Below are 13,142 nucleotides of genomic sequence, written 5' to 3'. Positions count from 1 at the left end.
AGTGGGTTATATGGAACACACATATGGAAATTATCCTCAAACATCAGGTCTGGGGCATTTTGGAAGCTATGCAGGCGGAGGCCAGCCCTATTACGATGATGATATGGATATGATGCACCACGGCACAATGGGCCAGACAGGAATGATGGGGCCGATGGGAAGCGGAACGATTGGCACTACAGGCGGAATGGTGCAGCAATATCCTTCGTCCGGGCAAATGTACCCAGGGCAATACATGGGCACCTCTATGTCCCCAAGTTTCTACGGTATGCCGGGATACGGGCACCATATGGGCATGCCGATGTATCCGGGGCAAATGGGCGGCTACGGCACACCAGGAACGATGGCGGGCTTTACTCCGGGATATTCAGGCATGGGAATGGGCCCTAGCATGATGCAACCAATGCAAGGCTATTACCCAGGCATGGCGGGCAGAGACTGTGACTGCTGATGGACATTTTTCCTGCGGGTTAAACATCCGCAGGTTATTTTTTTCCCCAACGCAGGAAAAATCGGTTATAATGTATAGTTGAGATTTTACAAAAGGGTGATGGAACATGCATATTGCCAAGACAGATATCCAGCTCTCCTACGCCGATACCGATATGATGGGCGTGATTTACCACGGCAACTATATCAAATGGCTTGAACTCGGGCGCTCGCAATTTGTGGAAGACGCCGGCTACGATTATCTCGATATGGAAAAGGCAGGATATTACGCGCCCGTTTACCATCTTGACATTACATATAAAAAATCAATCCGGTTTGGTGATCAAGTATCCGTTTTAACGTGGGTGGAAGAAAACGGGCGGTCACGGACCGTTTACGGGTTTAAAATTGTAAACGGACAGAACGAAATTTGCGCGGAAGGCACCACGACCCATATCATCGTCAAAAAAGATACATTCCGCCCCGTTTCGTTTGCAAAAGTTTTTCCGGAATGGTTCCATAAATATGAAGAAATGAAAAAGCAAAAGTGAAACATTTTGGCATGAGCCCTTCACCGCCGCCGTTCGGGATTGTTTAATTAAATTGTTTTTTTACAACAACCCGAGTGCCTGAAGGCGGTTTCTCATTTTGTCGCCGATGGCTCGCGGCGAATAGACGGTACGGATCGTTTCCTGCCCTTTTTGCGTGATCCTTTTGCGCAGCGCTGCATCTGCCAAAACACGTTTCATCTGCACTGCCGCGCCAAACTAAACCGGCCTGTAATCCCGCCTGTTCCATCTTTTCAACTTCAGTAATGAAATAGATAGTTTACAATATGTCGGGAGGTATACGGGCGTATAGTCTTTTTGATTAGAAACGAAAAAATGGGATAATATAAGAAAAAGCAGTGGGATTTTGCGCTTATTCTTTTACACATTTAGGCCCCGCTGTTTTTTCCGACATGATATACATGAAAAGCCTCATTATTTATTTCCAGCATATTCAACTGGTAGCCGTAAGCACAGGCGCCGTCAACGCAGATTTTATGGTCACCGAAGTATACATCCGATGACCCGTGCAGCAAAACAGCAGGAGTATGGCCGTGGATGACTGTTTGCGGAATGGAAAGCTTTTGGTCCAGAAATCCTTCCCTGATCCAAAGAAAATCCCGGGCGCCCGTTTCTTTCCAGTCGTCAAGGAGCGGATTGATGCCGGCATGGACAAAAATATATTCTTCTTCCTCATGGTAATACGGGAGCCCCTGCAAAAAACCAATCATTTCAGCATGGTTTGCAAGTATGTTGGCGGCCAAACGTTCAGGTGCCGCTTCCGGTTCCATTTCTTCCCCCGAAAGGAAAGACCGGATCGTTTCTTTTCCGCCGTTTTGCATATAAATGTCGTGATAAAGTTCCGAGTCATTGAGCCAGTCGCAAAACATCTGGTCGTGGTTTCCCTTTAATGCAACCGCATGTTCTTTTTCCACAAGGGATTTGATTTTGTACAACACTTCTTTGCTTTTTGGGCCGCGGTCCACATAATCCCCCAGCAAAATCAGCCGGTCTTTGGATGGATCATAGTTTGAAAGTTCAAGCAATGCTTCAAATTCATCGAAACAGCCGTGGATATCGCTTACGGCAAGCAATCTTTTGCCCATATGGTGCACTTCCCTTCTCACCTGCGGCTGCAGATGATATGTATGGTGGAACTAAAAGCAACCCAAAATAAAACTTTGAAAGAAATCGTTTCCTACTTTTATTAAACAATTTTTGAAACTTTGGTTCGCCTTTGCTATGTTGCCATGAGTTGGTTTCCCGAACGCGGCGGCGCATAAATGCATAGAATGAAGCGGAATTAGGCTTTTGAAAACAATGTATGTACCATCTGATTTTTTTAAAAAAGGTGTCCCGACGTCAATGACTGACGCTCGTGGCACCCCTTTTTTAAGGCTGCAGCCGGCCGGCCAATTGTGTAGGTTTCGTTTCTTTGCCGAGTATGACCAAGAAAGCAATTCCGACAGCAATCGACAGGCAGAAAATCGTAAAAATGCCTGTTATCGAAATGCCACGGGCGACGAGGGAGCCGGCCAAAAGCGGCCCGAGAATCCCGCCGATCCTTCCGAAAGCCGCCGCCATCCCGGTTCCTGTCGCACGGATCGCTGCCGGATATTGTTCCGGCGAATACGCGTACAGTGCGCCCCACGCCCCGAGATCGAAAAACGACAGCAGCATGCCGGATACAATAAGCATCGCCGCAGAATCGACCTGCCCGAACATGTAGGCACTGACGGCCGTTCCGATTAAAAAGGCGGTAAGCACGAATTTCCGCCCCGTTTTTTCAATCAGCCATGCCGCCGTAAAGTAACCCGGCAACTGCGCAAGCGTCATTATCAGCACATACCCGAAACTTTGGATCAGCGAAAAGCCTTTCATCACCATCACACTCGGAAGCCAGAGGAACATGCCGTAGTAGGAGAATACAACGGCAAACCAAAGGATCCAAAGCATGAAAGTGCGTGCCGCATATTCTTTCGACCATACTTTGGCAACGTTTTGCCAAACGGATGCCTGTACTGGATGCCCGGCTTTACGGAACTCAGGCGAATCCGGAAGGTCCCTCCGCAGGTAAAGGGCATACAATGCCGGGATGGCAGTGATCACAAGCGCCGCCCTCCAGCCGAAGTGCGGAATGACGAAATAGGATATCACCGCGGCAGCGAGCCAGCCGGCAGCCCAAAAGCTTTCGAGCAGCACAACCATCCTGCCCCGTTCTTCCGGATCCACACTTTCATTTACAAGCGTGGACGCAACCGGAAGCTCCCCGCCGAGGCCCATTCCGATCACAAGCCGGAAAACCAAAAACACAGTAAGCGTCTGCGCAAACGCGGAAAGGCCGCTTCCAACGGTGAAAAACAAAAGTGTAATGATAAAAATTTTTTTGCGCCCGAACCTGTCCGCCAAAACGCCGAATAAAAAAGCGCCGGCAGCCATGCCGATCGAATTCACACTTCCGATCCAACCCATTCTCTCTGCATTCAAATGCCAGTCTTTTGCAAGCGCAGTGATAATAAACGACAATATGCCGATATCAAGCGCGTCAAACAGCCAGCTTGTCCCGGTGAGCGCCAGTAATTTTTTCTTGGAAATTTGTGCCAATATTGTACTCCCCTTTTGATGGTGTCTCGTACACTTGTAATATACCACCTGTCAAGACATATGTAAATATCCGGCCTTTATTGCTTACCGCAATAAAAAGCCGGCTTCTTTCAACATTTCTTTCAGCTGCTTGAGCGCTTCATCAGTATGTTCGGCACGGATCGTTTTGACCCTGTCTTTCCCCGAGATGTCGAGGGAATGGTCGTATCTCGGATCGTAATAATATTCCAGCAGGAGCTTTACGGCTTCATTGTACCGTCCACGGCGCAAATCTTCTTCGATTTGCTTCGCAACCGGGGTGTGGATGCGCTCTTTAATCCGCGCGAATGCGGCCAGGCATTCCTCCTGTTTTTCCCAAGGCCGGTAGTCATCCAAAATATTGCGGACGCGTTCCGCAACCGGCAGTTCAATGATAATATTAACGCCACGCTCCTTGTTTTCGAGCAAAAATTCAGGCAGCACAATTTTCCCGATTCTTTTGCTTTCGGCTTCCATCAGGACATAAGGCGGGCGGCCCAATTGCAAAATCCTTTCAACTAGCAATGCGTCAAATGTTTTTTGGTTGTGGGGTTTCAGGCCGATATCCCCGAAAATGCTGCCGCGGTGGTTGGCCATTCCTTCCAAATCGAGGACAGGGTAGCCTTCCTCCTCCAATTTCCGGAGCATATACGTTTTTCCGGTGCCCGTATAGCCGCCCAAAACATACGTTTCCGGTTGAAAATCCATATGTTCAATCTGACCGGTTACCCATTTGCGGTAAGCCCGGTAACCTCCCTGAAGCCGGTATGCATGGATCCCCATCAGATCCAGCACGGTTGCCGCCGTTTTACTCCGCATGCCGCCGCGCCAGCAGAATACCGCTTTTTCCCCGCCAATTTTGCTGAAGGCACGGATAAAATTCGGCAATTTTTTTGAAAAAATTTCAAGCCCGCGCTCTTTTGCGGCGTGGGTGTCCACCTGTGTATAAATCGTCCCCACTTCCGCCCGTTCCTCATCATCAAAAACAGGAATGTTCAGGCTCCCCGGAATAGTCGCATTGCGGTACTCGGACGGGGAGCGGACATCGACCCATGTCAGTTGCTTTTTCTCCATTAATTTTCTGGCTTCGTCGATTGTAATATCCTGGAACAAATATTTCCCGCCTTTCTGCTTCTCTTGTTTTATATTACTTGAATACGGCCGGGATGTTCAGCAACTACTTCGCCGATCAGGCTTGCTTCTACGCCTGATTTTACGAGTTCTTCGACCAGCTGTTCCGCTTCGCAGCCTGCAACCGAAAGCAGCAGGCCTCCTGATGTGACCGCGTCGCTTAAAATCCATTTATCGATCTGGTCCATGTGTTCCGGGAATTCGACGACACTTTCAATATGAGCAAAGTTATTTTTCGTACCACCCGGCACAACCCCTTGTTCCGCCAGTTCACGCACACGCGGCAGCACCGGCACCTGATCTTTAAAAATGCGGAGGCCTGTTTTGCTCCCCTGCGCCATTTCGGTTGCATGTCCCAAAAGGCCGAAGCCGGTTACGTCCGTGCCGGCATGGACAGTAAATCTGCATGAAATTTCAGCCGCTTTTTTGTTTAATGTGGCCATCACATTTGTCACGCGTTCAATTTCTGCTTCCGTTAATAAATCGCGTTTAATAGAAGTGGTGAGGATCCCGACGCCAATCGGTTTTGTTAAAATCAGCTTATCCCCCGGCTTTGCGCCGGCATTTGTGCGGATATTTGCCGGGTCGATCTTCCCTGTCACAGCCATCCCGAATTTCGGTTCTTTGTCATCGATCGAGTGCCCACCGACGAGCGTAACGCCGGCTTCTTTGCATTTATCGCCGGCACCTTTTAAAATATCGGCAAGAATTTGCCTATCCAACGTGTGGATAGGAAATGCGACAATATTAAGCGCGGTTAATGGTGTTCCACCCATCGCATAAATATCGCTGATCGCATTGGCCGCCGCCACCTGTCCGAACGCATATGGGTCATCAACAATCGGCGTGAAAAAGTCGACTGTCTGCACGATCGCCAAGTCATCCGCCAGCTTATAAACGCCCGCATCATCGCTTGTGTCAAGGCCGACGAGCAAATTCGGATCCGGTGTTGCCGGCGGCAGCATCCGCATCACCTGCTGCAAATCCGCCGGGCCGATTTTGCAGCCGCACCCGCCTTTTGTCGTTAACGAAGTCAATTTTATTTTTTCCGATTGTGCCACTTTGCATCAACCTAACCTTTCTGCATGAAACTCTAATCCTTGTACCATTATAGACCACTTCGCTATAAAATGCATTTTCCAGGCAAAACCGGTGGGTTAAATCCCCTGCCCTGTAAGCAAGGTTAATGTGAAATCCCCGGGGCTCTGTGGAAAGAGACATGAGGAATCCCTGTGGCGGCATGTCGGGTGATGCTGTTTTCCTTTCAGCAGCAGGAAACGGGATGTAAAAAACCCGCCATATATTTTTTCAAGTTGTTATGTTATAATGTAGATTTAGTATCAATTCTTACTTTATATGTCTTACTTTATATGGAAATGGAGATGATGATGTGGCTGTTGCAGACAATTCTATGCAGCCTGAACGGCAGTCCGGCAAAAATGCGGTTTGGCTCGCCGTTTTGTTTATCGTGATTGCCGCTATAGGGCTTTTATATGTGAAATGGTGGCCATACTACCAAAAATCTTTGCTTGCCGCTCATACACATTCTATTGGCACATCAATCCTCGGGGATCCGGGCAAATCTGCCCAATTTTCTTGGAACGGGACATTCCAATATGTGATCCATTACTTCCAAGCGATCTGGAAAGCGGCTGTACTCGGCATTTTGCTCGGTTCGCTCATGCAAGTGCTTCTGCCGACCGAATGGCTTGTTAAAGTGCTCGGCAAAACATCGTTCGGAAGCACAGTGATTGCCGGCGCAAGCGCCATTCCCGGCATGATGTGCACGTGCTGCGCCGCCCCGCTTGCTGTGGGCCTGCGCAAAAAACAAGTATCGACGGGGGCGGCATTGGCTTTTTGGATCGGAAATCCAATGCTAAATCCGGCCACGCTCATTTTCATGGCGTTTGTTTTGCCATGGAAATTTACCGTGCTGCGCATCCTCGCCGGCCTTGTACTGACATTCGGGGTCAGTTATTTGGCGGGTAGGATTGCCAAAAGCGAGCAATCGGTAGATATCAGTAAACTGGCTGCCGTTGGAGACCAAAACGAAGGTTCCTTATTAACGAGATGGGGGAAAGCTGCCGGCCAGATGCTCCTTTATCTCGTACCGACCTATTTGTTGTCGGTCGTTATCTTAAGCGCGGCCAGGTTCTGGCTATTTCCACAAATCAACCAAGGAGATGCCAACAGCATGCTCGGTGTGGTATTATTTGCAATTTCAGGCATGCTGTTTGTCATCCCGACTGCCGCTGAAATCCCGATTGTGCAGACGATGATGTCTTTCGGGCTCGGCGCAGGTCCGGCCGCTGCACTGCTTGTGACGCTTCCGGCCATCAGCCTCCCTTCATTGATCATGGTAGGCAAATCCTTTTCAAAACAAACGCTTTTCTTTGTCGCTGCGTCATGCGTTGTGATCGGCATCCTTGGCGGGCTGGCAGGCATCATGCTATTTTAATACAGGTAAATTAAAGGGGCTGTCCCAAAACCGGTAACCGGACAAGGGGCACCCCTTTAATAACAAAGCTACAAAGCTGTATGATCAAGACGTTTTGATGATTGCGAAATTTACCCGCTTTCCGCACGCGTCGCGAATCTCCTTGTGCGATACCTCAGCATGAGGAATCATTCTTGCTCGGTTTTCCCGCAGAAGTCTCAGAAATTAGCGATCATTGTTTTATCTAAGTTATTTTAAGGTTTGGGACAACCCCTTGATTTTATTCCCGGATCTGCCCGCTGCCGTAAATCCAATATTTTGTGGAGGTTAAGGCATCCAGCCCCATCGGCCCGCGCGCATGCAGTTTTTGCGTGCTGATGCCGATCTCCGCCCCGTACCCGAATTCAAATCCATCCGTAAAACGGGTGGAAGCATTATGGTAGACGCACGCAGCATCGACCATCGCCATGAAACGGGCCGCCTGCTCCTTGTCTTCTGTCACAATCGCCTCTGAATGTTTTGTTCCGTACCGGTTGATATGCTGGACCGCTTCATCTGTATTTTTCACTGTTTTCATGCTTATTTTTAAAGCCAGATACTCACAGTACCAGTCTTCTTCCGTTGCTTTTTTTGCATCGGGCCAGGTTTCGGTAACTTTTCCATCACCGTAAATTTCAACACCGTGCTCAGCCAATGCCGATAACAGCGCTTTGCCATTTTGAGCGAACCAATTTTCATGGACGAGAATCGTTTCAATCGCATTGCAGACGGATGGGCGCTGTATTTTTGCATTGACTGCAATACGGATGGCCATTTCCGGCTGTGCCGTTTCATCTATATAAAGGTGGCAGTTGCCGGCGCCGGTTTCAATGACAGGTACGGATGACTCGCGGACAACCGTGTCAATCAGGTTTTTGCCGCCCCTCGGGATGAGCACATCCAAATAATCGTGGAGATGGAATAAATCTTTTGCCGCTTCCCTGCTCGTATCTTCTATGAGCTGCACGGCTTCTTCCGGAAAACCGGATTCTGCCAAAGCCCGGTGAATGGTGCGGACGAGCGCTTGATTGGAACAGATGGAAGATGAGCTGCCCCTTAAAATCACGGCATTACCCGTTTTGATGGCCAGGGTGGCGGCATCCGCCGTCACGTTTGGCCGGGCTTCGTAAATCATGCCGATGACGCCGAGCGGCACTTTCTTTTTTACGATTTTTAAGCCGTTTTCTTTTTCAATTTCTTCAACCGTTTCCCCGATCGGATCATTCAAGCCGGCGAGTAACCGGATCGCTTCCGACATGTCTTTGATTCGCTTTTCATTGAGCATCATCCGGTCGAGAATATTTTCCGGAAGCCCGGCACGATCCCCGCGTTCTAAATCTTTTTTGTTTTCGGCAATGATTTCACCCTGGTCTTCGAGAAGCGCCCATGCGATAGATAAAAGTGCACGGTTTTTCTCTTCTGTTGTTTTTGCGGAAAGCGCAATGCTGATTTCTCTAGCTTTTTGCCCTTTTTCGATTGCTTCGCTCATTTATCCCAACCCCTTTCTTGTTAGTGGTACCCATTTGTCCCGGTGAATCACTTCGCCCGTGGCACGGCCCATTTGTTTTTCTAGTAAATCTTCAAGTTCTTCCGCCCCGTACAGTACTTCCCCTTTTCCAAGCAGGCCGTTTGAACCGTACACTTCAACCACATCGCCTTTTTGGAATAGGCCGGTTACTTTTTGGATCCCGGCTGCCAGCAGGCTGCTGCCATTTTTTAATAACGCTTGTTCCGCTCCCGGATCGATATAAATTTTCCCCGCCGTTTCCGAAAAAAGTGCGATCCATTGCTTCTGGCTGGTCACCGCCGGGCGGGCGCCGCCAATATAAGTGCCGTCCCCTTTCCCCTCTAGAATCCGAAGCAGTTTGTTTTCACCTTTTCCCGTGCCGATAAAAACACGGACGCCGAGAGAAAGGGCGGTATTGGCGGCTTTTAATTTTGAAAGCATGCCGCCGGTCCCCACTTTCGTACCGGCGCCCCCCGCCATCCGCATCATATCGGGGGTAATTTTTTCAATCGTATCAAATCGCCTAGCATTTGGATCGTTTTTTGGGTTGGCGCTGTATAAGCCGTTGATATCGGTCAGGATGACGAGCTGCTCGGCATGGATGAGCCCGCTGACAAGCGCCGACAGCATATCGTTATCGCCGAAAGTCAGCTCCGTAACAGATACCGAATCATTTTCATTGACGATCGGCATCACGCCGCGGTGCAAAAGCTCCGTCAACGTCGAATACGCATTATGGTAACGGTCTTTTTTAGAAAAATCTTGGCGTGTCAAAAGAATTTGCGCCGGCGTAATGCCGTGTTCCCCCAACGCTTCCCTGTAACGCTGGATCAGCACACTTTGGCCGATTGCCGCGGCAGCCTGTTTTCCTTTCAGGGTAACAGGACGCGACGGATAGCCTAAAAGCTTGAACCCGCAGGCGACAGCCCCGGAAGACACGACGATGGTTTCATGCCCGGCTTTCCTGAGGGCGGCGAGGGCATGAATATGGTCGGCAAACTTCGATTCGTCAATTTCCCCGGCTGCATTCGTTAAAGAACTGCTGCCGATCTTTACAACGACTCTCTTCTTTTCCATCTGTAGCATTCTCTCCTTCACAACAATAAAAAAAGCCCTTCCGCCCCTTGTTAAAAGGACGAAAAAGCCTTTCGCGGTACCACCTTTTTTGGGCAGCATACGCCACCCCGCTCTTCTTTGATAACGCAAATACATTGCGCCCGGTTTTGCCGGGACCCGGAAGGCAGGTTCGGCGGGCCGCCTGCTGCAGCGCCTTTCAGCCTATGAACCCTGCTCTCTATTGCAGAGGTTATCCGCCTACTAATCCTTCGTTCACGTTCAGTATTTTAAATTATCTTACAATGGATCAGGATAAAAAGCAAGAAATTTTAAGTTTCATGTTCATACAGTGCTGCCATTTTCCTGCTTTCTTCCTTAATTTTTTCGGCAAGATGCAGGGGGGCGATCACTTTCGCCATGCTCCCCCACGTCAAAATCCAGCGAATCAGCCCATCACTGATGGAAGCTTTTGTTTTCAAATCAAAATGCGTGTCTGAAACCGGCTCAATTTCCACACCGAGGCCAAACCGGTCGATGATCACATTGATCAATTCATTATCGAAGCGGATATGGATCCAATTGTCCTCGCCGCCGTACATATGGAATGTTTTATAAATGTATTCGGATAAATTCACATCCATGCGCTTAAACGATTCATCCGAAACCGAAACATTGCGCATCCGGTCAACCCTGTAATGTCGGAAAAACGGTTCGTCTTCAAACCTGCCAATGCAGTAATAAAATTCATTGCTCCAAATGAGCCCGTACGGTTCAACCGGGTAAAATTCACCGTCCCGGTGCAGTTCAAACTGTTTATGTACGTTGTATTTCCCGTATTGGAAATAAATTCTTTTCGATTTTGTTACCGCTTCATGGATCCGGTCGATGTCGATTTTGATCTGCTGGTAGTTGCCTTTGACCGCCTGATCAAAAAATACCTGGCTCGGCAGTTTTTTCGCATGGTGGACGCTCGTTAATGTTTTAATTTTTTTAATGAGGTTTTCCGACTCTTCCTTTGTTATAAATTTGGCGGATAACACCGCATCGATCAGCATCCGGAGCTCAAACAGCTCAAAACGCCGCACCTGGTGGCTGTAGTATTTTTTTCCGTACTTGCCTGTATTTTCGATCACATCGAAGCCGGTTTGGGCTAGGTCTTCAATATCCCGTTTTACCGCTTTTTTATCCTGCCAAAAGTCCCCGCCGAAAGCTTCATTGAGCCGCTTCAAAATCTCGTCAAGGGAAAACTCGTGCGCTTCATCGGTTTCATTTTCCAAAATTTCTTTTACTTTCAGCATCCGGATTTTTGACGAAATATCTTTCACGCTTCCCACCTTCTTCTAAACTCATTTTATCCGATACGGGCACAAACCGGCAAGCATCCCGCAAGGCCCTTCTCAGTGAAAAATTTTCCGAAATCCCGAACTCGTATCATAAGAAAACATTTTTCTAAAAGGATAGCAAAATTTACTTCATATATGGTGAAAATTTGATATACTAATCATGTATCAGGTTTCATAGCGGTTTTTGTGAATAAAAAAACGTGCATTCATGAAGAAATTTCACAAACAGGACGGAGGGATTAATAAGGGAACAATCGGAACACTTTGAACGTACATAACCTTAATGGGAATCCCACCAGTAAAGGAGAAATAGGAGATGGCAGAAACTTCAACCCAAAAAACCAATATCGAAGAACAACTTGAAGCAAACAAAGAAGCGGCGGGCGCACAAAAAGATTTGCTGGACCAGTTATTGATACCGGAAGTCCAGGAATCCCTGACCGTGCTTGTTGAAAGCCTGCCGAAAATGGCCGAGCTGGTCACGATTTTAAACAAAGTTTATGATTTTGCACAGTCCGTAATGACGGATAAAGTGCTCATCAACGATTTTAAAGGCGGTGTGCAAGGATTTTTGGATCCCGTTGCCGAAAAAGCGAAAGGGCTCGCCCAAACCGCAATCGAAGCGAAAGACCGGGCGGATGAATCAAACGATACAATCGGCCTCTTCGGCCTGTTGAGATTGTTAAAAGACCCGCAAGCCCAGAAGCTATTCCGTTTTCTGCAGGCATTTCTACAAGTGACGGAAGAACGGAGCAAACAACAACAATAACATAAACAGAATTGAAAAGAACGGGGGATCCATATGAGTAAAAAAATCGTTGTTTTAGGGGCTGGCTACGGCGGATTGTTAACCGCATTGTCAGCGCGCGAATATTTAACGAAAGACGACGCTTCGATTACCGTCGTCAACCGGGTGCCGGACCACCAAATTATTACGGAGCTGCACCGTTTGGCCGCAGGCGGCGTTTCCGAAAAAAGAGTATCGCTTCCGTTAAAAAAATTGTTTAAAGGAAAAGATGTTGACGTCCAGGTCGATGAAGTCACCAAAATTTCACCGGACACAAAAGAAGTATCTTTAGGAAGCGGATTTAAGCTGAATTATGACATCCTTGTCGTGGCGCTTGGCAGTGAAACGGCTTTCTTTGGCATTCCGGGACTTGAAGAAAACAGCTTCCTATTGAAATCGGTTGACAATGCAAAACGCATCCACGCCCATATCCAAAGTTGCCTCGAACAATATACAAAAACAAAAAATAAAGCGGATGCCACCTTCGTTGTCGGCGGCGGCGGACTGACCGGGATCGAATTAGTCGGCGAACTGGCGGATAAAGTGCCGGTGTGGTCGAAAAAATATGCGATTGACCCAAGCGAAATTTCGCTGATCTGCGTAGAAGCCGCCCCTTCAATTTTACCGAACTTTGCGCCGAACTTGATCGAACGCGCAACGAAGAGCCTCGAAGCGCGCGGCGTCAAATTCCTGACGGGCATTCCTGTTACGAAATATGAAGATGGTGTTGTGGAACTGAAAGACGGCCAGAAAATCGAAACGAAAACGCTTGTCTGGACCGGCGGCGTTCAGGGCAACAGGGTTGTGGCCAATTCCGGCATTGAAGTGAACCGGGGACGCGCGACCGTCAATGAATATTTGCAGTCCACATCTCATCCGGATGTATTTGTAGCCGGCGACAGCGCAGTTGTCTTCCCGTCTGAAGGCGCACGCCCTTATCCGCCGACAGCACAAATGTCGTGGCAGATGGGCGAATTGATCGGCTATAACCTTTACGCCTACTTAAAAGGCGGCAAAATGCGGGTATTCCAGCCGGTAAACTCCGGTACGCTTGCAAGCCTCGGTAGAAAAGATGCCATTGCCTTTATCGGGGAGAACCAAACGCAATTAAAAGGCTTCCCTGCTTCGGCAATGAAAGAAGCGAGCAATATTCGCTACTTGTCCCATATTAACGGCTTGTTCAGCCTTGTGTATTAATGCGCAAACAGGCGCCCCCTTATAGGTGCGCCTGTTTTTTTAGATT

The 13,142-nt window shown here is 48.5% G+C and carries 13 protein-coding genes; 5 read left to right on the top strand and 8 right to left on the bottom strand.

Going from position 1 to position 13,142, the window contains the following annotated elements; translation table 11 throughout:
- Together GBH70_RS09915 and GBH70_RS09910 are read left to right on the top strand one after the other, a co-directional pair.
- Positions 1–451 (top strand): hypothetical protein (locus GBH70_RS09915; RefSeq protein WP_253693701.1); only part of this gene is annotated, 451 nt, incomplete at its 5' end.
- Between the two features lie 106 nt (positions 452–557).
- Positions 558–980 (top strand): acyl-CoA thioesterase, encoded by a 423-nt coding sequence (locus GBH70_RS09910; protein WP_151680893.1) that lies wholly within the window; start codon positions 558–560, stop codon positions 978–980.
- Positions 981–1,040: 60 nt separating this feature from the next.
- Here the strand turns inward: GBH70_RS09910 and GBH70_RS16765 are convergent, their stop codons facing one another.
- The 5 genes from GBH70_RS16765 to selD form a co-directional block, all read right to left on the bottom strand.
- A complete protein-coding gene (locus GBH70_RS16765) occupies positions 1,041–1,178 on the bottom strand; it encodes a hypothetical protein (RefSeq protein WP_172967423.1) in 138 nt (45 codons plus the stop codon).
- Between the two features lie 188 nt (positions 1,179–1,366).
- A complete protein-coding gene (locus GBH70_RS09905) occupies positions 1,367–2,083 on the bottom strand; it encodes a metallophosphoesterase family protein (protein ID WP_151680892.1) in 717 nt (238 codons plus the stop codon).
- Positions 2,084–2,369: 286 nt separating this feature from the next.
- Complete coding sequence (locus GBH70_RS09900) at positions 2,370–3,584, bottom strand: MFS transporter (protein WP_151680897.1); 1,215 nt, start codon at positions 3,582–3,584, stop codon at positions 2,370–2,372.
- A gap of 81 nt (positions 3,585–3,665) precedes the next feature.
- The gene (gene mnmH / locus GBH70_RS09895) at positions 3,666–4,712 is read right to left on the bottom strand and encodes a tRNA 2-selenouridine(34) synthase MnmH (RefSeq protein WP_151680891.1); all 1,047 of its coding nucleotides are present in this window, start codon (positions 4,710–4,712) and stop codon (positions 3,666–3,668) included.
- A gap of 29 nt (positions 4,713–4,741) precedes the next feature.
- Positions 4,742–5,791: a selenide, water dikinase SelD gene (gene selD / locus GBH70_RS09890; RefSeq protein ID WP_151680890.1), complete on the bottom strand. Its 1,050-nt coding sequence runs from the start codon at positions 5,789–5,791 to the stop codon at positions 4,742–4,744.
- A gap of 350 nt (positions 5,792–6,141) precedes the next feature.
- On the opposite strand from selD, the gene GBH70_RS09885 reads away from it, so the two are divergent.
- Positions 6,142–7,188: a permease gene (locus GBH70_RS09885; protein WP_371862250.1), complete on the top strand. Its 1,047-nt coding sequence runs from the start codon at positions 6,142–6,144 to the stop codon at positions 7,186–7,188.
- Positions 7,189–7,447: 259 nt separating this feature from the next.
- Here GBH70_RS09885 and GBH70_RS09880 read toward each other — a convergent pair whose 3' ends face one another.
- From GBH70_RS09880 to GBH70_RS09870, 3 genes are all read right to left on the bottom strand, one after another.
- The gene (locus GBH70_RS09880; RefSeq protein ID WP_151680888.1) at positions 7,448–8,695 is read right to left on the bottom strand and encodes a glutamate-5-semialdehyde dehydrogenase; all 1,248 of its coding nucleotides are present in this window, start codon (positions 8,693–8,695) and stop codon (positions 7,448–7,450) included.
- A complete protein-coding gene (gene proB / locus GBH70_RS09875) occupies positions 8,696–9,790 on the bottom strand; it encodes a glutamate 5-kinase (RefSeq protein ID WP_151680887.1) in 1,095 nt (364 codons plus the stop codon). It abuts the gene before it with no gap.
- Between the two features lie 308 nt (positions 9,791–10,098).
- Positions 10,099–11,094, bottom strand: a complete 996-nt coding sequence (locus GBH70_RS09870) for a helix-turn-helix transcriptional regulator (protein WP_151680886.1) — start codon at positions 11,092–11,094, stop codon at positions 10,099–10,101.
- A gap of 334 nt (positions 11,095–11,428) precedes the next feature.
- On the opposite strand from GBH70_RS09870, the gene GBH70_RS09865 reads away from it, so the two are divergent.
- Positions 11,429–11,881 (top strand): helical membrane plugin domain-containing protein, encoded by a 453-nt coding sequence (locus tag GBH70_RS09865; RefSeq protein ID WP_151680885.1) that lies wholly within the window; start codon positions 11,429–11,431, stop codon positions 11,879–11,881.
- Positions 11,882–11,914: 33 nt separating this feature from the next.
- Positions 11,915–13,096, top strand: coding sequence for an NAD(P)/FAD-dependent oxidoreductase (locus GBH70_RS09860; RefSeq protein WP_151680884.1), 1,182 nt, complete (start codon positions 11,915–11,917; stop codon positions 13,094–13,096).
- Positions 13,097–13,142: the final 46 nt, after the last annotated feature.

It is taken from the genome of Weizmannia acidilactici (genome assembly GCF_008974225.1).
Lineage (GTDB): Bacteria > Bacillota > Bacilli > Bacillales > Bacillaceae_C > Weizmannia > Weizmannia acidilactici.
Note: the sequence above shows the minus strand (reverse complement) of the source record. Positions and strands in the feature narration are given on the sequence as shown.

Bases quoted from the DNA above. Each gene is read 5' to 3' on its own strand.
- GBH70_RS09910 (WP_151680893.1), top strand. From the start codon at position 558: ATGCATATTGCCAAGACAGATATCCAGCTCTCCTACGCCGATACCGAT.
- GBH70_RS16765 (WP_172967423.1), bottom strand. From the start codon at position 1,178: ATGAAACGTGTTTTGGCAGATGCAGCGCTGCGCAAAAGGATCACGCAA.
- GBH70_RS09905 (WP_151680892.1), bottom strand. From the start codon at position 2,083: ATGGGCAAAAGATTGCTTGCCGTAAGCGATATCCACGGCTGTTTCGAT.
- GBH70_RS09885 (WP_371862250.1), top strand. From the start codon at position 6,142: ATGCAGCCTGAACGGCAGTCCGGCAAAAATGCGGTTTGGCTCGCCGTT.
- GBH70_RS09880 (WP_151680888.1), bottom strand. From the start codon at position 8,695: ATGAGCGAAGCAATCGAAAAAGGGCAAAAAGCTAGAGAAATCAGCATT.
- proB (WP_151680887.1), bottom strand. From the start codon at position 9,790: ATGGAAAAGAAGAGAGTCGTTGTAAAGATCGGCAGCAGTTCTTTAACG.
- GBH70_RS09865 (WP_151680885.1), top strand. From the start codon at position 11,429: ATGGCAGAAACTTCAACCCAAAAAACCAATATCGAAGAACAACTTGAA.
- GBH70_RS09860 (WP_151680884.1), top strand. From the start codon at position 11,915: ATGAGTAAAAAAATCGTTGTTTTAGGGGCTGGCTACGGCGGATTGTTA.